This is a genomic window from Streptomyces sp. CB01580, from assembly GCF_001905795.1.
In the GTDB taxonomy this organism is placed as follows: domain Bacteria; phylum Actinomycetota; class Actinomycetes; order Streptomycetales; family Streptomycetaceae; genus Streptomyces.
This window is the reverse complement of sequence record NZ_LIXJ01000004.1, coordinates 83,042-104,942: the sequence shown is the minus strand read 5'-3', so window position 1 is coordinate 104,942 and position 21,901 is coordinate 83,042. Positions and strand designations below refer to the sequence as shown.

Genomic DNA, 21,901 nt, shown 5'->3' with positions numbered 1-21,901 from the left:
ATGGAAGGACCCCCGCCAGTCACGTCCTGGCGGGGGTCCTCCTTTCATCCGCCTGCCCGGTGAAGGTTGAGAAGACGATCACGAGGCAGGACGTTCACGCGCCTCCCGGTCAGGGGGCGAGCAGCAGCACGTCGGCGCGCTCCTTGGCCGCCGCGTAACGCTTCGCCACGTCCTGCCAGTTGACGACGGCCCACATGGCGTCGATGAAGTCGACCTTCTGGTTCTTGTACTGGAGGTAGAAGGCGTGCTCCCAGGCGTCGAAGACCAGGATCGGGGTGGAGCCCTGGCCGACGTTGCCCTGGTGGTCGTAGACCTGCTCGACGATCAGCTTGCCGCTGACCGGCTCGTACGCCAGGACGCCCCAGCCGGAGCCCTGCGTGGTGGCCGCGGCCTTCGTCAGCTGGGCCTTGAAACCGGCGAACGAACCGAACGACTCCGTGATCGCGTCCGCGAGGTCGCCGACGCCGTCCGCGGCGAGGGGCTCGCCGCCGCCGTCACCGGTCATGTTGTGCCAGTAGATCGAGTGCAGGATGTGGCCGGAGAGGTGGAACGCCAGGTTCTTCTGGAGCCCGTTGATCGCGCCCCACGTCCCCTTGTCGCGCGCCTCCTCCAGCTGCTCCAGGGTGTCGTTCGCCCCCTTCACGTAGGCGGCGTGGTGCTTGTCGTGGTGGAGCTCGACGATCTGCGGGTTGATGACCGGTTCGAGCGCCGCGTAGTCGTACGGGAGTTCCGGAAGCGTGTACGTGGCCATGGTTCGAACCCTCCAGCTGCTTTCCTGTTGTTGTTGCAAACTCTATGCAAGAGCAGGAGCAGGCTAACAGCAGGGCGTGCCGATGGTGATCAGTCCTTCGACTTAGGTCCGGGACCGTGTCGCCACGCCGGCCCCGGGGGCGGGGCCCGCTCCGGGCACGGTCCCGGCTTCGGGCGCGGGAACCGCTCCGGGCGCGGGCCCGGCCTCAGGCGCGGGCTCGCGTGCGGGCCTCGGCGAGGCGGGTCAGGTGGTTCTCGTACGCCTTCGCGTAGAACGCCGCACGCGCGGGGTCCGGTTCGACCACCTCCGCGGGGGCCGTCCAGGCGGCCGTGTCCAGCTCCGCGCCGAAGCGCCGCGCCGCCGCGAGGACCGCGCCCCGCGCGCCCACCTCGCCCTCGACGATCCGCACCGGGCGGCCCAGCACGTCCGCGAACAGCCGGGTCCAGGCGGGGGAGCGGGTGCCGCCGCCGCACAGCGCCAGGGTGCCAGTGAGGCCCGCGGCGTCCAGGCAGTGGCGGGCGGCGAAACCGATGCCCTCGCAGACCGCGCGGACCAGGTCCGCCGGGGTGGTCTCCAGACAGACCCCGACGAGCTCGGCGCGCAGCCTGGGCTCGACGAAGGGGGCGCGTTCGCCGGAGGGGGCGAAGTAGGGCAGCACCCGTACGCCGTTGGCACCCGGCGGGGTGGCGGTGAGCAGCCGGTCGACGTCCGTGTGGCGTACGCCGGTCGTGGCCAGGACCCAGTCGAGGGCCGCCGTGCCGACCATCGCGGGCATGGCGCGCAGCCAGTGACCGGGACGGTCGGTGGAGATGTGCAGGCCCGCGGGTTCGCCGTCCAGGTCGAGCCGCTTTGTCGCCACCAGCGCGGCCAGACACGTGCCGACGATCAGCAGACCGTCGCCGGGCCGGGTGACGCCCGCGCCCAGCGCGCAGGCCGGCAGGTCGTACGGGCCGTTGGAGATCCGTACGCCCGAGGGGAGCTCGGCGGTGGCGACCGGGTCGCTGACCGGGGCGAGGAGCGCGGCCCGGTGGCCGAGGCCGAGCGCCGCCACGACATCGGAGGAGTACGTACGCGTCATCGGGTTCAGGAAGGGCATCGACGCGTCGGAGACGTCCGTGGCCCGGACCCCCGTCAGCCGCTGGAACACCATGTCCTTGCAGTACAGCGCGGTGGTGGCGGCGTCGAGCGAGGCGGGGTCGTGGCGGTCGAGCCAGGCCAGCACCGGTCCCGGACAGCCGGGGAACATCGCGCTGCCGGTGCGCCGGTACACGGCCGTGAACACTCCCGACTCCTGCCAGGCGTCGACGAGTTCATGGGCGCGGCCGTCCATCCAGGAGATCGCGGTGCGGACCGGCCGGCCCGCCGCGTCGACCAGCCAGACCCCGTCGCCCTGGCCGGTGAGACCGGCGAACGCGACCCCGTCGGAGCCCAGCGCGGCCAGGACCTCACGGACCGCCCTGTACACCTCGTCCATGTCCTGTTCCACGAATCCGTCGCGGATCGTGAGCCCCACCGGGCGGGACTCGACGGCGAGCGTGCGGCCGTCCGGGCCGAAGGCCGCGGCCTTCACCACGGACGTGCCGACGTCGATGCCGATGTACCGGGTGGGGGCGTCGGCCGTGGGTGCGGGGGGCGTGGTCCGGTACGTCGTCATGGGGTGCCTCCGTACGTCGTCATGGGCCCGCCTCCCGTCACAGCGCGTGGGCGAGCGGCTCGCCCCGCACGTAGCGCGCGACCTCGGCCGCCGCGATCCGCGCCGCCTTCCGCGCGACGGACCGGCTGGCGCCCGCCACATGAGGCGTCATCAGCAGGTTCGGGGTCCGGAACAGCCGTGACGAGGGCGACGGCGGCTCCTGCTCGTACGTGTCCAGCGCCGCGGCCCGCAGCCGTCCCGAGTCCAGGGCGTCGCACAGCGCCTCCGCGTCCAGCAGCCCGCCCCGGGCCGCGTTCACCAGGACCGCGTCGCGCGGCAGCAGGGCGAGCTCGCGGGCGCCGACGAGATGCCGGGTCTCCGGGGTCAGCCTGGCGTGCAGGGTGAGGACCCGGGAGCGGGTGAGCAACGCCTCCAGCGAGGGGGCGCGCATGCCGTGCACGTCGCCGCGCACATACGGGTCGTACACCTCGACCCGCGCGCCGAACGCGGCGAGCACCCGGGCCACCCGGCTGCCCACCGCGCCGTAGCCGATCAGGCCGACGGGCGTGTCCTCCAGCTCCAGACCGCACTGCTCGTACGTGTAGTGGGAGGCGTCCCAGCGGCGGTGCGCGGTGAGCGAGCGGTGCGCGTCGGGGATGCGGCGCAGGGCCGCCAGCATCAGGCCCACCGTGAACTCGGCGGTCGCGGCAGCGTTGCGCCCGGGAGCGAAGCACACCCGCACCCCGCGGGCCCGCGCCGCCGCGGCGTTCACGTTCACCGGGCCGCCCCGGCAGACCACGACCAGGCGCAGATCGGGGGCGGCGGCGAGGACCCGCTCCGTGAACGGGCCCATCTGGGTCACGCACACCTCGACCCCGTCCAGGGCGCCGATCAGCGCGTCCTCGGCGTGGCTGGCCTCGTCGACCTCGGCGACCTTCCCGAAGGGTTCCAGGGGCCAGGGCAGCGTGAGCTCGGTGATCAGCGGTTTTGTGCCGAGCGGGCCGAGGGCGCGCAGCAGGGCCTGGGTGATCAGGGAGTTGCGGACGAAGTGGTCACCGGCGGCGAGCACCCGCGTCGTGGGACGGGGCGAGGTGGAGGGAGATGCCGTGGAGCGGGGCGTCGTGGAGTCGGCGGGCGCCGTCGGGTCGGGCGTCATGGGACGGGTCATCGCGGAGCGTCTCCTGTCCTGGCGTCGAAGACATGGATGTGCCGTGTGGAGCGGCGGTGACGCGTACGAAGATCTTCCGGGCGGACGCGGGGCATCCCCGGGCGACCCGCCGCCGGGCGGTGCGGCGGGTGGCGGGCACCGCCCCGGACGGCGGCATGCCGTCCGTCCGGGGAACGGGCCGCGAGGGGACGTCCGGTGCGGGCTCGCGGCGGCGGGACGCCGGGACGCCCGTCCGGGCGGGGCGGTGCCACCGGCACGGACCCGTCCGGGACCGCGCGGGACCGGCCCGGTCAGCCGTCATCGCGGCCTCCCGTCCCCGGCTCCCGGCCGGTGCGGCAGACCTCGTAGGGCACCTTGTGCTCGTCGAGTTCGCGCAGCGCTCGTTCACAGGCCCCGTCGTCGACCAGCAGCAGATCGAAACGGGAGAGCGGGGCCAGCCGGTGCAGGGCGACCCGGCCCAGCTTGGAATGGTCGAGCAGCAGCACGTTGCGGCTCGCCGAGTCGAGCATCGCCCGCTTGACCGAGACGATGCGCTGCTCCTGGTGGTAGGCGAAACCGCCGGACACGGCGGAGGTGGACGTGAAACATATGTCGACCTGGAGCGACTGCACCGCCTCCACGCACGAGACACCCAGGAAGGAGGCGTGCAGCGGGTCGAAGTCGCCGCCGAGCCCCATCAGATGGATGCCGCGCTCGTGCGACAGCAGATTGATCGCCTCGAGGAAGTTGGTGACGACGGTCAGCGGGGTGATGGACCGCAGCCCGCGCGCGATCTCCAGCGTGGACGTCGAGTCGTCCAGCATCACCGCCATGCCCGGCTCGACCAGTTCCAGGGCCCGCGCGGCGACGGCGGCCTTCTCGGCCCGCATCGCCTTCAGCCGGTAGGCGACGTTCGACTCGAAGACCCCGGACGGCTGTGCGGTGACCCCACCGCGGAACTTGCGGACGATGCCCTGTCGCTCCAGTTCGTCCAGGTCCCGGTGGATGGTCATCAGGCTGACGTCGAAACGCTCCGCCAGTTCGGCGGCGCTCGCCTCGCCCTGCGCGAGGACGTACTCGGCCATGGATGCCTGACGCGGGGCCGGCCCCCGCTGCGGAACGCTGCTCACGTGCTGATCCCTCTGATTCCCGAATTCTTCCGAAATTCCTCACGGGCGGGGCCCGCTCACACACCAGATCGACTGGTTAACAGAGCTTGGAACAGGCGTAGTTGACCGTCAATCCCTCGCGCAACGGAAATTCTCGGTGCAGAGTGAGAAGTTCACAGGAGGGACCGATATGTGGATGGGCATCGATCTCGGCACGCAGGGCGTCCGCGCGGTGGTGGCGGGGGACCGGGGCGAGATCCTCGGCAGCGGCTCCGCCCCGCTCACCGGAAGACGCGACGGCGTACGGCACGAGCAGCGGCCCGTCGACTGGTGGACGGCGGTGTGCGCGGCCTGCCGCCAAGCGCTGCGCGACCACCCCGCCCCGCCCCGCGCGCTGGCCGTCTGCGCCACCTCCGGCACGGTCCTGCTCGGCGACCGGGCGGGACGGCCGCTGACGCCGGGGGTGATGTACGACGACGGACGGGCCGCGGCCGAGGCCGTCCGGGCCCGGACGCCGCCGAGCTGGGCCCTGCCCAAGGTGATGTGGCTGCTGCGGGAGTACGGGCGGGCGCACGGGGGCCGCGTGGGCGACACGGTGCGCGTCATGCACCAGGCCGACCTGGTGCTGGCCCGGCTCGCCGGGACGCCGCTGCCCACCGACTCCAGCCACGCCCTGAAGACCGGGTACGACCTGGAGCGTGACGACTGGCCGCACCGCGGGTTCGGCCGGCTGGGTCTGTCGCGGGAGCTGTTCCCGGAGGTGGTGCGGCCCGGCCGGCGGATCGGGGAGGTGGGGCGGGCGGCGGCGGAGGAGACCGGCATCCCGGCGGGGACGCTCCTGGTGTCCGGGATGACGGACGGCTGCGCGGCGCAGATCGCCTCGGGCGCGCTCACCACGGGCTCCTGGAACTCGGTGCTCGGCACGACGCTGGTCCTGAAGGGGGTCACCTCGTCGCCGGTCGTGGACCGGGCCGGGGTGGTCTACAACCACCGCGCCCCGGACGGCGGCTGGCTGCCGGGCGGCGCCTCCGGGGTCGGTGGCGGGGCGCTGACCGCCGCGTTCCCGGGCGCGGACCCCGCCCGCATGGACGCGCTGGCCCGCACGAGCGAACCGGCACGGGCGGTGGCCTATCCCCTCGCCGGAACGGGCGAACGCTTCCCCTTCGCCGCGCCCGGGGCCACCGGCTTCCTGCTCGGCGAGCCCGCCGACGAGGCCGAGCACTGGGCGGCCCTGCTCACCGGGACGGGACTGGTCGAACGGCTCTGCCTCGACTACCTCGACCTGCTCGGCGCCCCGCTGCACGGCCGGCTCACCTTCACCGGTGGCGCGGTCCGCAGCGGCTACTGGAGCAGGCTGCGCGCCGACATCCTGGGCCGGCCCGTGTACATTCCGCGCTCCGCCGAACCCGCGCTCGGCATGGCCGTCCTCGCCGCGTACGGCGCGCGGGCCGCCGACACCCTGGCGGGGGCCGCGAACCGGATGGTACGACTGCGGCACGTGCTGCGCCCGCATCCGGCGCGCACCGCGTGGTACACCGAGCCGTACGTCGCGCTGGTCGACGAGCTGGAGCGGCGCGGCTGGCTGCCCGGTCCCGTCGCCGCCCATGCCCGTGACCGCGCGGGGGAACCGTGACCGCGGCGGTCCCGGGAAGCCGTGCCCCCGGCGCGCGTGAGGGCCTGGGGGCGCCTCTCGGCCGCCCGCACCTCGACCCGTACGAACGGAAGACCACTATGACCGCCCGTACCCGAACGGAGAAGCCATGACCAGGAGCCCGGCCACCCTGCTGCTCGTCCGCCACGGGCAGACCGTCTGGCATGCGGAGAACCGCTACGCCGGGGTCAGCGACATCGCGCTCACCGACGAGGGGCGCCGCCAGGCCCGGCGGCTGGGGGAGTGGGCGGCCCGGCACCCGGTCGACGCGATCCGGACGTCGACGCTCAGCCGCGCGATCGAGACCGCGCGGCCCGCGTGCCGGGCGCTCGGTCTCACGCCCCGGCGCGACCACGACCTGCGCGAGTGCGACTTCGGTGAGGTGGAGGGGCGCACCCTGGCGGAGTTCGAGGCCGAGCACCCCCGGCAGGGCCGGGAGTACCGCGCCGACCCGGTGGCCCATCCGTTCCCCGGGGCCGAGGACCCCCGGGCGGCGGCTGCCCGGGGCGCGACGGCACTGCGCCGCATCGCGGACGAGCACCCGGGCGGGCGGGTGCTCGTCGTCGCCCACAACACCCTGCTCAGGCTCGTCCTCTGCGAACTGCTGTCGATCCCGCTGGGCGCCTACCGCCGGGTCTTCCCCAAGCTGCGGAACACGGCGATCAGCGAGGTACGGATCGGGCAGCGGGGCGGGGCGCTGCTCTCCCTGAACGTGCCGTGCGCCCCGGACGACCCCGAGGTGCCGTGCGCCCCGGACGGCACCGCCGTGCCGGACGCGACGGACGCGCCCCGTGCCCCCGGCGTCAGCCCGTGACCGCCGCGGCCCGTCGCTGCCGTACGACACCGGCGACGATCAGTACGGCGGTGAGGGCGCCGCTCGCCACCAGCTGGTCGCGCGTGCCCGGCTGGCGCAGCATCAGGACGAAGATCCCGGCCATCGCCAGCAGTGCCACCAGCGTCAGCACCGGGAAGAACCACATCCGTACGACGAGCTTCTCCGGGGCCTCGCGCTGGAGCCGACCGCGCAGGATCAGCTGGGAGACGGCGATGAATATCCAGACGACCAGGATGACCGCGCCGATCATGTTGAGCAGCCACGGGAAGACGTCGTCGGGACGCCAGTAGCTGAGCAGCACGCACAGGAAGCCGAACACCGACGAGGCCAGGACGGCGTTGCGCGGCACGCCCGACGAGATCCGGCCGAGCCGCCGCGGCCCCTGGCCACGGGCCACCAGCGAGCAGGCCATGCGCGAGGAGCCGTAGATGTTGGCGTTCATCGCGGAGAGCAGGGCGACCAGGACGACCACGTTCATGATCTGCGCGGCGCCACCGATCCCGAGGTGGTTCAGGGTCGCGTAGAACGGGCCGACCTTCACGATCTGCGGATCGTCCCACGGCACCAGCGTCACGACGACGGCCATCGAACCGACGTAGAACAGCGCGATCCGCCACATGGCGGTCCGTACGGCCTTGGCGACGCCCCGTACCGGGTTTTCGGACTCGGCCGCGGCGATGGTGACGGTCTCCAGACCCCCGTACGCGAAGACGGAGGCGAGCAGGCCGATCACCAGTCCCTCGCCGCCGTTCGGCAGGAAGCCGCCCTCGCCGCGGAGGTTGCTGGTGCCGGGGGCGTCCGCACCGGGCAGCAGACCGAGGATCGCCAGCACGCCCAGGACGAGGAAGAGCGTGATCGCCACGACCTTGAGCGTCGCGAACCAGAACTCGAACTCGCCGAACTTCTTCACCGAGGCCAGGTTCGTGCCGAGGAAGACCACCATGAACAGCGCGACCCAGGCCCACTCCGGGGTGCCCGGCAGCCAGCCCGTGACGATCTTCGCGGCGCCGATGCCCTCCAGGCCGACGGCGACGCAGAGCAGCACCCAGAACGCCCAGCCGACGGCGAACCCCGCCCACGGCCCGATCGCCCGTTCCGCGTGGACGGAGAAGGAACCGGAGGCCGGGTTCGCGGCCGACATCTCGCCGAGCATCCGCATCACGAGCATGACCAGCAGCCCGGAGACGGCGTACGCGACGACGATCGAGGGGCCCGCGGCGGCGATGCCGGCGCCCGAGCCGACGAACAGCCCGGCGCCGATGACACCGCCGAGCGCGATCATCGACAGGTGCCGCTGCTTGAGCCCGTGGGTGAGGACGGCGTCGGTGGGGGTGCCGGGGACGGTGACGGGGGAACCCGAACCGGTGCCGGTTCCGGCCCGGGGTTCCGCGGGGTCTTCCGTGGGGGGAGAAGCGGGATTCCGCGACATGGACGTGCTCTGTTCGGTAGGCGACACATGGGGGGACGCGACGTGGGGCGTGGGGGACGTCGCGCACAGTCTGGGCGCGCATGTCATCGACCGGGAACCGGTGTCCGCCATACGGGCACGATGCTCACACATCGTGCGCATACGGGCACGTGGCGCCGCCGACGTCGCGAGCCGGGAGGAACGCCCGCACCGGCTTTTGGGGGGAACCTACAGTTCTTCTCGGGTGGATCCCGTGAGCGAGCGACCGTGTGATCCGGCCCCCACCTCAGTGACGAGCATCACGTCACCGTGTGATTGCGTGAGTGTCTTTGTGTGAACTCCACCAATGCCTCGATCGGTGCTTGTCGGCCGCTGACGGTGATCGGCCGTTGACCCGTGGGCTAACGTCGGTCCGGTCTGTCCCTTCCTGTCCTCACCCCGCGGAGTCCCGATGAGCACTGCTGCCGCCGCCCCCGTCCGTACCGGAGCGGTCCTCGCCGACCTGCTGCCCGCCGCCCGGAACCGTTACGCCGTCGACACGGCCCTGGTCCTCGGGGGCGCCGCGCTCACCGGGATCGCCGCCCAGATCGCCGTCCCGATCCCCGGCTCGCCGGTCCCGGTCACGGGCCAGACCTTCGCCGCGCTCCTCGTCGGCACCGCGCTCGGCGCCCGTCGCGGCTTCCTCTCCCTCGCCGTGTACACGCTCGTCGGCATGGCGGGGATGCCGTGGTTCGCCGAGGCCAGGTCCGGGATGGGCTTCCCGTCGTTCGGTTACGTCCTCGGCATGCTGCTCGCCGCCGTCGTGGTCGGCGCCCTCGCTCGTCGTGGCGGGGACCGGTCCGTGCTGCGCACCGCGGGCACGATGGCGCTGGGCTCCGCGGTCATCTACGCGGTCGGCGTTCCGTACCTGGCACTGTCCACCGGCATGTCGGCGAGCGCCGCGATCGCGGCCGGCCTGGTGCCGTTCCTGCTCGGTGACGTGCTGAAGGCCGCGCTCGCCATGGGCGCGCTGCCCGCGGCCTGGAAGCTGGCCGGCCGCCGGGGCTGACCCCCGGCCCGCACCATCCCCGGGTACGCCCGCAACGCGCGAAGAGGCCGCGCCCGGATCCGGAGCGGCGCTCAGGCCCGGGCCTCCTGCGCCGCCCCGCCCGCCCCGCCCGCCGCGGCCTCCGCGGCGGCCACGGCGTTCACGGCCTGCACGGATCCCGCGGCCTTCCGGTGCCGGACATCGCGCACCAGCGCGATCGCCACCACCAGCGCCGCCACGAGCAGTGAGAGCAGCACCTGCTCACGCCCGCTGTCGTCGGTCAGCATGTAGACCAGGACGAACGAGATCATCGCGATGGTCGCCCAGGTCAGGTACGGGAAGAGCCACATCCGCACGACCAGCTTCTCCGGCGACTCGCGCAGGATCATGCCCCGCATCCGCAACTGCGTGAAGCAGATGACCAGCCAGACGAACAGCGCGACCGCGCCGGAAGAGTTCAGCAGGAACTGGAAGACGGTGTCGGGCCACTGGTAGTTGAAGAACACCGCGACGAAGCCGAAGACGACGGACGACAGGATGGCCGTCTGCGGCACGCCCCGCTTGTTCACCCGGGCGAACGCCTTCGGCGCGTCCCCGCGCTCGCCGAGCGAGAACGCCATCCGCGAGGCGGTGTAGAGGCCGGAGTTCAGACAGGACAGCACGGCCGTCAGCACGATGACGTTCATGACCTGGCCGGCGTGCGGGATGCCGATGGCGTTGAGGGCGGCCACGTAGCTGCCGTCCTTCACGAGCGACGGGTCGTTCCACGGCACCAGGGCCAGCACGACGAAGATCGAGCCCAGGTAGAAGACGGCGATCCGCCAGATCACGCTGTTCGTGGCCTGCCGCACGGCGCGCTGCGGATCCTCGGACTCGCCCGCGGCGAGGGTGACGATCTCACTGCCCATGAAGGAGAAGACGACCATCAGCACACCGGTGAGGATGGCGCCCACCCCTGCGGGGAAGAACCCGCCCGAGTCGGTGAGATGGGCGAACCCCGTGGCCGGGTTGTCCGCTCCGGGCAGCACCCCGAAGACGGCCAGCAGGCCGACGACCACGAACGCGGCGATCGCCACGACCTTGATCCCGGCGAACCAGAACTCGAACTCGCCGTACGACCCGACCGAGACCAGGTTCGTCGCGGTCAGCACGACCATCACGATCAGCGCCCACGCCCACTGCGGGACGCCCGGTACCCAGCCCTCCAGGATCTTGGCGCCGGCCGTCGCCTCGACGGCGAGCACCACGACCCAGAAGAACCAGTACAGCCAGCCGATCGAGAAGCCGGCCCAGCGGCCCAGCGCCTGGTCGGCGTAGGCGGAGAAGGAACCGGAACTGGGGCGGGCCGCCGCCATCTCGCCGAGCATCCGCATCACGAAGACGACCATCAGGCCGACCAGGGCGTACGAGATCAGGATGGACGGTCCGGCCGCGGCGATGCCGGTCCCGGAACCGACGAAGAGGCCCGCACCGATGACACCGCCGATGGCGATCATCGAGAGGTGGCGGTTCTTGAGGCCCGCCTGGAGTCCGCCGGAGGAGTTCGCCGGGGCCGCCCCGTCGGACCGGTCCTGTTCGCCGGGCCGGCCCGGCCTGGTCGGAGTCGTCTGCGACGTCATGGGATTGGAGTCCTTACCTGTGCCGATCACTCGAGCACGCCCCGGCCGCCGTGCGAATGCCGCGGTGGGGCGCGGTCGCTCGGCCACGAATACCGCGGTGGGGCGCGGTCGCCCGGCTCGCGGATGCCGTGAGCAGGGCGTGGTGCATTGAAGCTCCTCGGACACCAAGAACGGAACCCTTCATTCCGATTTCTTGGCAGAAAAGTTGCCGGTGAGGCGTTCCCCACACACGGCGCGCACACGAACCACACAGGGGCGACCAGCCCCGCGCGGGGTGCTTCCCGTGCGGGTTCCGCCCGTGCGACACCGTTTGACCGCGCGCGTTCTACCGCATCGCGGGACGAACCGTGCTCGACGTGGGGGTGTGTCGTGCCTCACACGACGTCATGTCGCGCCGCATGAGGGTGTGTCGTAGGTCACGCGGGGCCGTCGGGGCGGCCTCCGGGTCCGGCGGGCCCGGAGGACACCGTGACATGACCCCGATGACGGCTGTCCGGCGCCGCTCGTGCCACACTCGGAGACATGCGCGTGTACCTCGGCTCGGACCATGCCGGCTATGAACTCAAGAACCACCTCGTCGAGTGGCTGACGGCCCAGGGCCACGAGGCCGTCGACTGCGGCCCCCACATCTACGACGCCCAGGACGACTACCCGCCGTTCTGCCTGCGTGCCGCCGAGCGGACGGCCGCGGACCCGGACGGCCTCGGCATCGTGATCGGCGGCTCCGGCAACGGCGAGCAGATCGCCGCCAACAAGGTCAAGGGCGTGCGTGCCGCGCTCGCCTGGAGCGAGCAGACCGCCGCCCTGGGCCGCGAGCACAACAACGCCAACGTGGTCGCCATCGGCGGCCGGATGCACTCGCTGGACGAGGCCACCAAGTTCGTCGAGATCTTCCTGGCCACCCCGTACTCCGGCGAGGAGCGCCACACCCGCCGCATCGAGATGCTGACGGCGTACGAGACGACCGGCGAACTCCCGCCGATCCCCGCCCACCACCCGCAGCAGGGCTGACCGACGACCGCCCCTGTGCCGCCGGAAGCCCCCGGCGGCACAGCCGTGTCCGGCCCGTCGCGCCCCTAGTGCCGTGACCAGCAAGGTTTGCCCGGAAGGAGCGGCGTCCGGTGCGTGCGATCGCAAGGCGGCCGAAAGCCCTCGGATGGGGTCTCCCCTGCTCGAACGAAGTCGAGAGCTTGGGGAAGGGCTACGTGGGCTTTCGGCCAACGCCGAAGGGGGTCCCCCCTGGCCCTTAAGGCCTTGGGGGAGTGCGTGCCGGACGGTGCGACGGGGCAAACGTTGCCGGGAGCGGCACTAGTGCTGTGGCCGGAAAGGTTTGCGGGCGTCGCGAGTCGGTGAACCCTTCCGGTCGCAGCACCAGCCGTCGGCGACGTCATCACCGCCGTCGGCGGCACCGCCACTGCCACTGTCGGCGCTACCGCCACCGTCACCGAGGAGAGCCGCCGCAGTGCCCGAGGGACACACGATCCACCGCCTCGCGGCGGACCACCGGGACAGGTTCGCCAGGCGGCCGGTGCGGGTGAGCAGCCCGCAGGGCAAGTTCTCCGACAGCGCCGCGCTGCTCGACGGCCGGACCTTCACCGGCGTCGACGCCCACGGCAAGCACCTCTTCCTCGGCTTCGGGGACATCGGCTGGGTCCACATCCACCTGGGCCTCTTCGGCAAGCTCGGCTTCGGGACCACCCCGGCCCCGCCGCCCACCGACACGGTCCGGCTGCGCCTGGTGAACGACGACCACCACGCGGATCTGCGCGGCCCCACCACCTGCGCCCTGATCACCGAACCCGAGAAGCGCGCGATACACGACCGCCTCGGCCCGGACCCGCTGCGGACCGACGAGGACGGCGAGCGGGCCTGGCGGCGGATCTCCCGCAGCCGGATCACGGTCGCCGCCCTGCTGATGGACCAGAAGGTCATCGCGGGCGTCGGCAACGTGTACCGCGCGGAGGTGCTGTTCCGGCACGGCATCGACCCCTACCGCCAGGGCAAGGACCTGCGGCGCGCCGAGTGGGACGCGATCTGGGCCGACCTGGTGGCGCTGATGCGCGAGGGCGTGCGGAACAACCGGATCGACACGGTCCGTCCCGAGCACACCCCAAAGGCCATGGGCCGCCCGCCGCGCGTCGACGACCACGGCGGCGAGGTGTACGTGTACCGCAGGGCCCGGCAGTCCTGCCACATCTGTGGCGGCGAGATCCGCACCGCCGATCTCGCCGCTCGCAACCTCTTCTGGTGCCCGGGCTGCCAGCAGGCCTGAGCCCGCCACCGGACCTCCCACGAGCCGGAGCCCCCTGGAAGGGGCCGTCCCCGAACCGCCGGGCCGGCACCCCGGGGCGAAACCCCCGGGCACGGCACCCCGGTTCAGAACCCCCGGGGCAGCCACGGTGCCACGTCCGACGAGAACGCCGTCGACGCCTGCGCCAGCGCGCCCGGCCGCAGCTCCCGCACCCGTCCGGCGCGCGCCAGTGCCGTCAGGGACTCGCCACCCAGATACACCGAGCCCAACTCCCTTACCGACAGCGCGAGGTCGGCCGGGTCCTCGGTCCGCCGACAGGTCGCCGCGCCCTTTGCGTCGCCCGTGAGCCGCCAACGCCCCGCGTTCCAGGGGCAGAACGTGTCCTCGACCTCGAACACCACGTCCACCGGCGCCCGGTACGTCCGCGCCTCCAGCGCCGCACCCAGCTCCACCAGCCGTACGTGGAGCGAGTCCCGGAGCCGGACGTCGCACCGCCGCACGTCCGACACCAGATGCAGCACCGCGTCGTCCTCCGGCCGGTTCCGAGCCTCCACCGTCGACGTCAGGTCGATGTCGAAGACGAACCGCCACAGCGCCGCGTACGACGCCGGGTCCAGCGCGTCGAGATCGTTCACGATCACCGTGCCCCGGGGGCCCGCCATGTCCCAGTCGGGCTTGATGCGATACGTCACATAGCCGACGACCTCGCCGTCCAGCTCCGCCAGCACGCATTGCTGCGCGGAGGCCCCCTGACGTCCGCTCGGCGGATCGACCATCGGCTTGCGCTCCCAGCCGGGGCCGTGGGCGGGGGTGCCGGGACGACCGGACACCAACTGCGCGTAGACGCTCTCGCACGCGGCCACCGCCTCGTCCGGCCGCGCGTGACGCAGCCGCACCGCGTCGGTGCCCTCCGGCACCGTCAGCCGCACCCGGTCCGTGTCGATCGTCAGGGACATCTGCCGGCTGGCCGCCCCGTAGCCGAACCGGCCGTAGATCACGGGCTCCGACGCCGTCAGAACGGCGAACGGCTCACCCAGCGCCCGGACGTCGTCGAGCTGCCGACGCATCATGGAGGTCAGCAGCCCGCGCCTGCGGTGCGTGGACGCGACGCTCACCATCGTGACCCCGGCGGCGGGTATCAGCGCCCCGCCCGGCACGGCGACCCGGAAGCTGAACGCCCCCGCCGTGGCGACCACGTCGGAACCGTCCCAGATACCGAGCGACCGCTCGGGCTCGGTCAGTTGCTCATCCAGCTCGCGCTGCTCCGGTGGCTCCGCGACTCCGCCGAACGCGAGTTCCAGGGACTCGAACCATTGGTTCCACTCGGAGGGGCGCAGTACGCGAAGCTCGGTCGTCATGGTTCATACCTATCAGGGGCCCAGCACCTGGTCGACCCGATTTCGAACGCATTGTCACGGGGGTCCCCCTGCGCCGGAAGCCGTCGGGTGGATAGGGTCCCCGCAATGGCCCGTCGCGCAGGAGCAGAGACGTACCCGGCCCGATTGCGGAAATCGGTGCACCGGGCGCGCATCGCGCTGCGCAAATCCGGGGTCGACTACTTCCGGGGCGACGGGGCCGACTGGATCGCGCTGGCCGGTCTGCTGCTCACCGTTCCGGCCATCACCTGCGCCACCCTGCTGAACCCCGTGTGGTTCTCGCCGGCGGCGCTCGGCCTGCCGATCGTGGCGGGCGGTCTGCTGCTGCGCCCCGCGAGCCTGCTCGGCGTGTACGCGACCGCCGCCCTGGCCCTGATCGTGGAGTCGCTCGGACTCGGCCCGTACGAGGACGGTCCGGCCCGGGTGACGCCCGGCATCGTCCTGGTGGTCGCGGCCTGCGGCTTCTTCGGGCTGGTCCTCGCCCAGTTCCGGGCCAGGGTCGGGGTGCCGTGGCGACGCGGCAGCACCATGCTCTTCGACCTGCGCGAACGCATCCGGGTGCAGAGCGCCCTGCCCCGGCTGCCGCAGGGCTGGCACCGCGAGATGGCGCTGCGTCCGGCGGGCGGGCAGTCCTTCTCCGGCGACTTCGTCGTCGCGGCCCGTACGAACGGCGGCCGGACCCTGGAGGCCGTCCTCACCGACGTGTCCGGCAAGGGCATGGACGCGGGCTCGCGCGCCCTGCTGCTGTCCGGCGCCTTCGGTGGTCTCCTCGGCTCGCTGCCCCCGCACGGCTTCCTGCCCGCGGCCAACGGCTATCTGCTGCGCCAGGACTGGGAGGAGGGCTTCGCCACCTCGATCCATCTGGTCCTGGACCTCGAATCGGGCGACTACGAACTCTTCTCCGCGGGGCACCCGCCGGCCCTGCAACTCCACTCGGGCAGCGGCCAGTGGGAGGAGAAGGCCGCCGAGGGGCCGCTCCTCGGGGTGTACGACGGGGCGCAGTTCGATGCGGTGAAGGGCTCGCTGGCCCCCGGAGACGTGCTGATGCTGTTCACCGACGGCCTGGTGGAGGCGTCCGACCGTGACATCGCGGAGGGCATCGACCGGCTGACCGGCGAGGCCGACCGTCATGTCACGACCGGATTCGAGGGCGCGGCCTGGCATCTGATCGAGGCGTGTGCCAAGGACGTCAACGACGACCGGGCGCTGCTGCTGTTGTCGCGGACCGCCTGACCCCGTCGTCGGCGCCCGGTACCGGACGGACCGTCCGAGCCGGGCGCACCCCGAGCCGTACGCGTACGGCACCCGAGCGGCCCGTGGCCCGCGCGACGGACCCGGCGGGTCCGGGCACCGGCCCGGTACCCGTCGACGAACCGGCCGCCCGTACGTCTCAGGCCGGGACCGGGACCTCTTCGGTGCTGTCGTCGCCACGACCCCCGCCGCTTCCCTGGTCCGGACCCCGGTCCCGGCCGCCCGGCAGGACGCGGGCCAGCCAGTACGAGCGTCCGGCGGCCAGCGGCGACAGGACCGCGAGGACGAGCACGTATCCGGCGATGAACGGCGGGAGCCGTTCGTCCAGCCCCGCACCCGCGGCCATCGTGGCGAGGATCAGTGCGAACTCGCCGCGGGCCGTCAGCGTGGTCGAGATGTTCGCCGCGGCCTGCGCGCCGAAGCCGTAGACCCGTGCCGAGACCATCCCGGAGAGCACGTTCATCACCACGGTCAGCACCACGGCGGCCAGCACCGGCCACAGCACGCCCGGCAGGTCGCCGGGGTTGATGGACAGTCCGAAGGCGAAGAAGAAGATCGCCCCGAAGGCGTCGCGCAGCGGATGGACCAGCTTGAGGATGCGCCCGCCCGACGTCGTGCTGCCGAGCATCAGACCCATCATGAACGCGCCGATCGCGTCCGCGACCCCGAACCATTCGGACACCCCGGCGACGAGCACGGCGGCACCGAGGAAGGAGATGACGAGCAGCTCGTCGTCCGAGGTGTGGATGAGCTTGCTGACGAGCTTCGTGCCGAACCGGGCGGTGAGCGCCAGGAGCAGCAGGAAGCCGAACGCCTTGCCCCCGTCGAGAAGCGCGGCGCCGAGGCTGTCCGAGCGCGACAGGATCGGCTGGAGCGCGGCGAGGTAGAGGGCGAGGAAGATGTCGTCGACCACGATGATGCCGAGGATCGTCTTGGTCTCCGGGCTCCCCAGGCGCTTCGTGTCGACGAGGATCTTGGTCACGATGGCCGACGAGGAGATGCCGATGACCCCGGCCATGACCAGGGCCTCCGAGGTGCCCCAGCCCAGCGCGAAGCCGAATCCGAGTCCGGCCCCCACGTTCAGGAGCAGGTAGACGGAGCCCGCGACGACCATCTTGCGGCCGCCTGCCTTGAGGTCGTCGAGGTGGAATTCGAGGCCGAGGTAGAAGAGCAGCAGTACCAGGCCGAGTGCCGAGAGCATCTCCAGGTCGTGCGGGTCGGCGACCAGCACGATGCCCGGGGTGTGCGGGCCGAGCAGGATCCCGGCCAGGATGAACAGGGGAATGGTCGGCAGTCCGATGCGGCTGCCGACACGGGCGAGAACGGCGGCGGCGAGGAAGGCGCCGCCCATGGCGATGAGCGTGTCTGCGTGTCCGATGAGCCTGATCCTTCTTCGGGTCAAGAGAGCGTCAAGGAATCGTCAGTAATTAGTTTACCGAACAATTGACGTTGTAACTATGACCCGGGCTCCCGATCACCGATCTCGGGTTTGCCCCACCCCCGATCCGCCAGTAGCCGCCATGGTCCGCGCCTGCCCCTTGTCCGTACGTTCGAATCGCCGGCCGGAGAAGCGGTCGGTGAGCAACGGAAGGCGGACATCATGGCGCTGCGGCGCACCAGGCAGGGCGCGCAGAAGCGGGACGAGCGGGACGAGCGGGGCGTGCGCACACGGGGCGGCGGCACGGACCTCACCGACGGCACGGAGCCGGCGTACCGCACGGACCTCACGGGCCCCTCGGGCCCCTCGCAGTCCGCGGACGTCGCCGACCGCTCGGACCGCACGAACCACGCGGACCGCACGCAGTTCGCGGTCGAACTGCGCGGCGTCCGGCGGCAGTACGGCCGGGGCAAGGCGGCCGTGCATGCCCTGCGGGGCATCGACCTCGCCCTCCCGCGCGCCGGTTTCACCGCCGTCATGGGCCCCTCCGGCTCAGGGAAGTCGACCTTCCTGCAGTGCGCGGCCGGGCTCGACCGCCCCACCGCCGGCTCCGTCCGCCTCGGCGGCACCGAGATCACCGGGATGAAGGAGAACCGCCTCACCGAACTGCGACGCGCCCGTCTCGGCTTCGTCTTCCAGGCGTTCAACCTGCTCCCGTCCCTGACGGTCGAGCAGAACGTCCTGCTGCCCCTGCGCCTGGCCGGACAGCGCACCGGCGGCGCCCGCAGCCGCAGTGCCGCGGCCGAGATGCTCGCCGCGGTGGGCCTCGGCGACAAGGGGGCCCGCCGCCCCGGCGAACTCTCGGGCGGCCAGCAGCAGCGCGTCGCCGTCGCCCGCGCCCTGATCACCCGCCCCGACGTGATCTTCGCGGACGAGCCGACCGGCGCACTCGACACCACCACCGCCGCCGAGATCCTCGGCCTGCTCCGGCACGCGGTGGACGTCCTCGGCGCCACCGTGGTCATGGTCACCCACGACCCGGCCGCCGCCGCCTGGGCCGACCGGGTCCTCTTCCTGGCCGACGGGTCGATCGTGGACAGCCTGCCGCGCGCCGACGCCGCACGGATCGCCGCCCGGCTGACCGCACTGACCACGGCGACCGCGCCGGCCGCCCAGGGCGACGCCACCGCCCGCGCCGGTGCGGGAGCGGCGGCCTGATGTTCATCCCACGCGTTCCCAACGGCCTCGCCCGCGCGGCCGTCCGCTTCAGACCCGCGGCGTTCGTCGGCACGTTCGTCGCCCTCCTGCTGGCCGCCGCGATCGTCTCCGCCTGCGGCATCCTGCTGGAGACCGGCCTGCGCGCCTCTGTTCCCGCCGACCGCTACGCGAAGGCGCCCGTCGTGGTCGCCGCCGACCAGCGGGTCCACATGACGGTCGGACGCGGCGGGAGCGAGGTCGACGTGGGCGCGCTCGTACCGGACACCGCACGGCTCCCCGAGTCCCTGGTGGACAGGGCGGCCTCGGTCCCCGGGGCGGCCACCGCGATCGGCGACGTCGGCTACCCCGTACGCCGGGACGGCGCCCCCCTCACCGCCCACGGCTGGGGCTCCGCCGCCCTCACCGGCACCCGGCTGATCACCGGCGAGGCACCCCGCACCGGCGAGGTCGTCGTCCCCGCCGGCACCGGGGCGCGGGTCGGCGACACCCTCGCGCTCGACACCCCCGCGGGCGCCGGGAGGTTCCGTGTCTCGGGCACCGCCGACGCCCCGGCCACCACCAAGAACGGCACCGGAACCGGAACCGTCTGGTTCGGCGACCGGGAGGCCGTGAAGCTGTCCGGCCACCCCGGCCGGGTCGACGCCATCGCCGTGCTCGCCGCCCCCGGCACCGACACCGCCACCCTCGCCGACCGGGTACGCGCGAGCGTCGGCCGCACCGCCGGGGCCCGGGTCCACACCGGCGACGACCGCGGAGGCGTCGAGGACCCGGGCCTCGCGAACGCAGAGGAACTCCTCATCGCGCTCGGTGGCTCCTTCGGCGGCGTCGCGACCACGGTCGCCGTCTTCACCGCCGCCGGCACGGTCGCCCTCTCCGTCGGCCAGCGCAGGCGCGAGTTCGCCATGCTGCGCGCCATCGGGGCCACCCCCGGCCAGCTGCGCCGCGCCATCGCCTGCGAGTCGCTGCTCATCGCGCCGCTCGCCGGAGCGCTCGGCTGCCTGCCCGGAACCGTCCTGGCCCACTGGTGGTTCGGGCAGCTCCGGGACAAGGGCGCCGTCCCCGAGGCGGTCGTCCTGCATGTGTCCTGGCTGCCGCTGTCCATCGCCACGGCCACCACCATGCTCACCGCGCTCGCCGCCGGTTACTTCGCCGCCCGCCGCCCGTCCCGGACCGAACCCGGGCTCGCCCTCGCGCAGTCCGCGGTCGAACAGCCGCCGTACGGCTGGATCCGGACCCCGCTCGGGCTCGCCGCGCTCGTCGGCGGCATCGCCCTCGCCGGTGTCGCGGGGGCCGGCAGCGGCGAGGACTCGGCGAACGCCGCGCTCGGCGTCGTCATGCTCTTCATGCTCGCCGTCGGCCTGCTCGGCCCGCTGATCGCCCGGCTCTGCGCCGCCGTCATCGGCCTCCCGCTGCGCGGCGCCGGCGCCTCCGGCTCGCTGGCCGCCGCCAACTCCCGTACGAACTCCCGGCGACTGGCCTCCGCGATCACCCCGATCGTGCTCGCCATGGCCTTCTCCTCCACGCTCGTGTTCATGCACACCAGCGAGGAGCGGGTGATCGCGCACCAGCAGCGCGACGCTGTCGTCGCCGACCACGTCGTCACCGCCCCCGGGGGACTCGCCTCCGACGCCACCGCACGCGCCACCGCCACCCCCGGGGTCTCCCCCGCCGTCGGCCTGCTCCGCACCTCCGTCCTGGTGACCGTCGGCTCGGGCGACGAGCGCATGATGCGCAATGCCCCCGCACAGGGCGTCATCGGCACCGGGGACGCACTGACCGGGGTCCAGGACCTCGACGTCCGGACCGGCTCGCTCGACGGCTTGCGCCCCGGCACCGTCGCCATCGACACCACCCTCGCCGACTCCGCGGGCCGGACGACGGGCGACCGCCTCGAACTCCGTCTCCCGGACGGCACCCGGGCGTCCCCGAAGATCGTCGCCGTCTACGGCCGCGGCCTGGGCACCGGCCTCGTCACGCTGCCCGCCGCCGACCTCGAAACCCGCGTCACCGCGCCGTACGCCTCCGAACTGCTGGTGAGGGCCACCCCCGCCGCAGCGCGGAAGCTCGCCGCGCTCGGCACCGTCACCGACGCCTCCGGCTACGCGGCCGCGCGGGACCGCGACCGCGAGTTCAACGCCTGGGCCAACACCGTCATGGCCGCGGTCCTCGGCGGATTCGCCGCCGTCGCCGCCGTCAACACCCTGGTGATGACCGTGCTCGACCGCCGCCGCGAACTGACCCTGCTCCGCCTCGTCGGCTCCACCCGCCGCCAGATCATGGGCATGATCCGCTGGGAGGCGCTGCTCGTCACCGTGGCCGGGGCCGGGCTCGGCACCGCCATCGCGCTGGCCACGCTGAATCCGATGATGAAGGGGCTGACCGGTGAACCCCCGTACGTCCCACCGGTGTTGTACGGGACCTTCGTCGCCGTGACCCTCGGGCTCGGGCTCGCCGCCGCGACGATCCCGGCCCGGGCGGCCCTGCGCGGGGCGGCCGCCCGTCCCTGAGGGCTGCTCTAGGGTCGGGTCATGACCACGCCACGCAGAGACCTGGACCTGGCCGAAGTCGAGGCGATCGCCCGCGCCGCCCACCGCACGCAGACGGACAAGGCCGGACGCCCGTACACGGAACACCTCCACGCCGTCGCCGAGGGGGTCCGGGCCAGGGGCGGGACCGACGAACAGATTGCCGCCGCCTGGCTGCACGACGCGGTCGAGGACGAGGTCCTGTCGGAGGAATGGCTGGCCGGGGCCGCACTTCCGCAGCAGGTCAAGGACATGGTCCTCGCCGTCACCAAGCGCGACGGCGAGGACCTCGGCGCGTACACCCGGCGCATTCTCGACACCCCGGGCGCCCTGCTGATCAAGGAGTCCGACCTGGCGCACAACGCGGATCCGGCCCGCCTCGCCGTACTGGAGCCGGCGACGCGTACCCGGCTGACCGAGAAATATGCACACGTCCGGCGACTGCTCGGCCTCACCTCGGGCGAATCGCCCACCATGCACTGAATTCAAGCCAACATGGCGAGGACTGATCCCGGAGAAGGCGTCGATCCCGCGGGCGACCGACCCCGGCACGGCACCGATCGCTGACGAGGAGCCGATCCGGAACGGTGAACCGGTCCGGGATGGTGAACCGGTCCGGGATGGTGAACCGGTCCGGGATGGTGAACCGGTCCGGGATGGTGAACCGGTCCGGGATGGTGAACCGGTCCGGGATGGTGAACCGGTCCGGGGCGAGGCGTCCG

At 72.7% G+C, this 21,901-nt stretch carries 17 protein-coding genes; 9 read left to right on the top strand and 8 right to left on the bottom strand.

Annotated features, from left to right (window positions below; genetic code table 11):
• Positions 1–109 precede the first annotated feature (109 nt).
• From AMK22_RS08570 to AMK22_RS08550, 4 genes are all read right to left on the bottom strand, one after another.
• On the bottom strand, positions 110–751 hold the full coding sequence (locus AMK22_RS08570; protein ID WP_073783042.1) for a superoxide dismutase: 642 nt from the start codon (positions 749–751) through the stop codon (positions 110–112).
• Between the two features lie 205 nt (positions 752–956).
• Positions 957–2,405 (bottom strand): FGGY-family carbohydrate kinase, encoded by a 1,449-nt coding sequence (locus AMK22_RS08565; RefSeq protein ID WP_073783040.1) that lies wholly within the window; start codon positions 2,403–2,405, stop codon positions 957–959.
• A 37-nt stretch (positions 2,406–2,442) separates the two neighbouring features.
• Positions 2,443–3,552, bottom strand: coding sequence for an NAD(P)-dependent oxidoreductase (locus AMK22_RS08560; protein WP_242433884.1), 1,110 nt, complete (start codon positions 3,550–3,552; stop codon positions 2,443–2,445).
• A 290-nt stretch (positions 3,553–3,842) separates the two neighbouring features.
• Entirely contained in the window at positions 3,843–4,616 is a 774-nt protein-coding gene (locus tag AMK22_RS08550) for a DeoR/GlpR family DNA-binding transcription regulator (RefSeq protein ID WP_073783034.1), read from the bottom strand.
• Between the two features lie 214 nt (positions 4,617–4,830).
• On the opposite strand from AMK22_RS08550, the gene AMK22_RS08545 reads away from it, so the two are divergent.
• Positions 4,831–6,273: an FGGY-family carbohydrate kinase gene (locus tag AMK22_RS08545; RefSeq protein WP_073783032.1), complete on the top strand. Its 1,443-nt coding sequence runs from the start codon at positions 4,831–4,833 to the stop codon at positions 6,271–6,273.
• A gap of 127 nt (positions 6,274–6,400) precedes the next feature.
• Positions 6,401–7,105, top strand: coding sequence for a histidine phosphatase family protein (locus AMK22_RS08540; protein ID WP_079185992.1), 705 nt, complete (start codon positions 6,401–6,403; stop codon positions 7,103–7,105).
• On the opposite strand, the gene AMK22_RS08535 is transcribed toward AMK22_RS08540, so the two are convergent.
• A complete protein-coding gene (locus tag AMK22_RS08535; RefSeq protein ID WP_073783030.1) occupies positions 7,095–8,555 on the bottom strand; it encodes an amino acid permease in 1,461 nt (486 codons plus the stop codon). The genes AMK22_RS08540 and AMK22_RS08535 overlap by 11 nt on opposite strands.
• 430 nt (positions 8,556–8,985) lie before the next feature.
• On the opposite strand from AMK22_RS08535, the gene AMK22_RS08530 reads away from it, so the two are divergent.
• Positions 8,986–9,582: a biotin transporter BioY gene (locus AMK22_RS08530; protein WP_073783028.1), complete on the top strand. Its 597-nt coding sequence runs from the start codon at positions 8,986–8,988 to the stop codon at positions 9,580–9,582.
• A 71-nt stretch (positions 9,583–9,653) separates the two neighbouring features.
• Here the strand turns inward: AMK22_RS08530 and AMK22_RS08525 are convergent, their stop codons facing one another.
• Positions 9,654–11,180 (bottom strand): amino acid permease, encoded by a 1,527-nt coding sequence (locus AMK22_RS08525; protein ID WP_079185991.1) that lies wholly within the window; start codon positions 11,178–11,180, stop codon positions 9,654–9,656.
• 522 nt (positions 11,181–11,702) lie between these two features.
• Between AMK22_RS08525 and AMK22_RS08520 the strand changes: the two genes are divergently transcribed.
• A complete protein-coding gene (locus AMK22_RS08520) occupies positions 11,703–12,191 on the top strand; it encodes a ribose-5-phosphate isomerase (protein WP_073783026.1) in 489 nt (162 codons plus the stop codon).
• Positions 12,192–12,642: 451 nt separating this feature from the next.
• On the top strand, positions 12,643–13,452 hold the full coding sequence (locus tag AMK22_RS08515; protein ID WP_073783024.1) for an Fpg/Nei family DNA glycosylase: 810 nt from the start codon (positions 12,643–12,645) through the stop codon (positions 13,450–13,452).
• Positions 13,453–13,556: 104 nt separating this feature from the next.
• Here AMK22_RS08515 and AMK22_RS08510 read toward each other — a convergent pair whose 3' ends face one another.
• The gene (locus tag AMK22_RS08510) at positions 13,557–14,789 is read right to left on the bottom strand and encodes a GNAT family N-acetyltransferase (RefSeq protein WP_073783022.1); all 1,233 of its coding nucleotides are present in this window, start codon (positions 14,787–14,789) and stop codon (positions 13,557–13,559) included.
• A gap of 105 nt (positions 14,790–14,894) precedes the next feature.
• On the opposite strand from AMK22_RS08510, the gene AMK22_RS08505 reads away from it, so the two are divergent.
• Positions 14,895–16,040 (top strand): PP2C family protein-serine/threonine phosphatase, encoded by a 1,146-nt coding sequence (locus AMK22_RS08505; RefSeq protein ID WP_073783020.1) that lies wholly within the window; start codon positions 14,895–14,897, stop codon positions 16,038–16,040.
• 157 nt (positions 16,041–16,197) lie between these two features.
• Here AMK22_RS08505 and AMK22_RS08500 read toward each other — a convergent pair whose 3' ends face one another.
• Entirely contained in the window at positions 16,198–17,409 is a 1,212-nt protein-coding gene (locus AMK22_RS08500) for a cation:proton antiporter (protein ID WP_073783018.1), read from the bottom strand.
• A 249-nt stretch (positions 17,410–17,658) separates the two neighbouring features.
• Here AMK22_RS08500 and AMK22_RS08495 point away from each other — a divergent pair, with 249 nt between their 5' ends.
• The 3 genes from AMK22_RS08495 to AMK22_RS08485 are packed head-to-tail and all read left to right on the top strand — an operon-like array spanning position 17,659 to position 21,662.
• On the top strand, positions 17,659–18,654 hold the full coding sequence (locus tag AMK22_RS08495) for an ABC transporter ATP-binding protein (RefSeq protein WP_242433882.1): 996 nt from the start codon (positions 17,659–17,661) through the stop codon (positions 18,652–18,654).
• A complete protein-coding gene (locus AMK22_RS08490) occupies positions 18,654–21,161 on the top strand; it encodes an ABC transporter permease (RefSeq protein ID WP_073783016.1) in 2,508 nt (835 codons plus the stop codon). The genes AMK22_RS08495 and AMK22_RS08490 overlap by 1 nt, the downstream gene beginning before the upstream one ends.
• Before the next feature lie 21 nt (positions 21,162–21,182).
• Positions 21,183–21,662 (top strand): HD domain-containing protein, encoded by a 480-nt coding sequence (locus AMK22_RS08485; RefSeq protein WP_073783014.1) that lies wholly within the window; start codon positions 21,183–21,185, stop codon positions 21,660–21,662.
• Positions 21,663–21,901 lie beyond the last annotated feature (239 nt).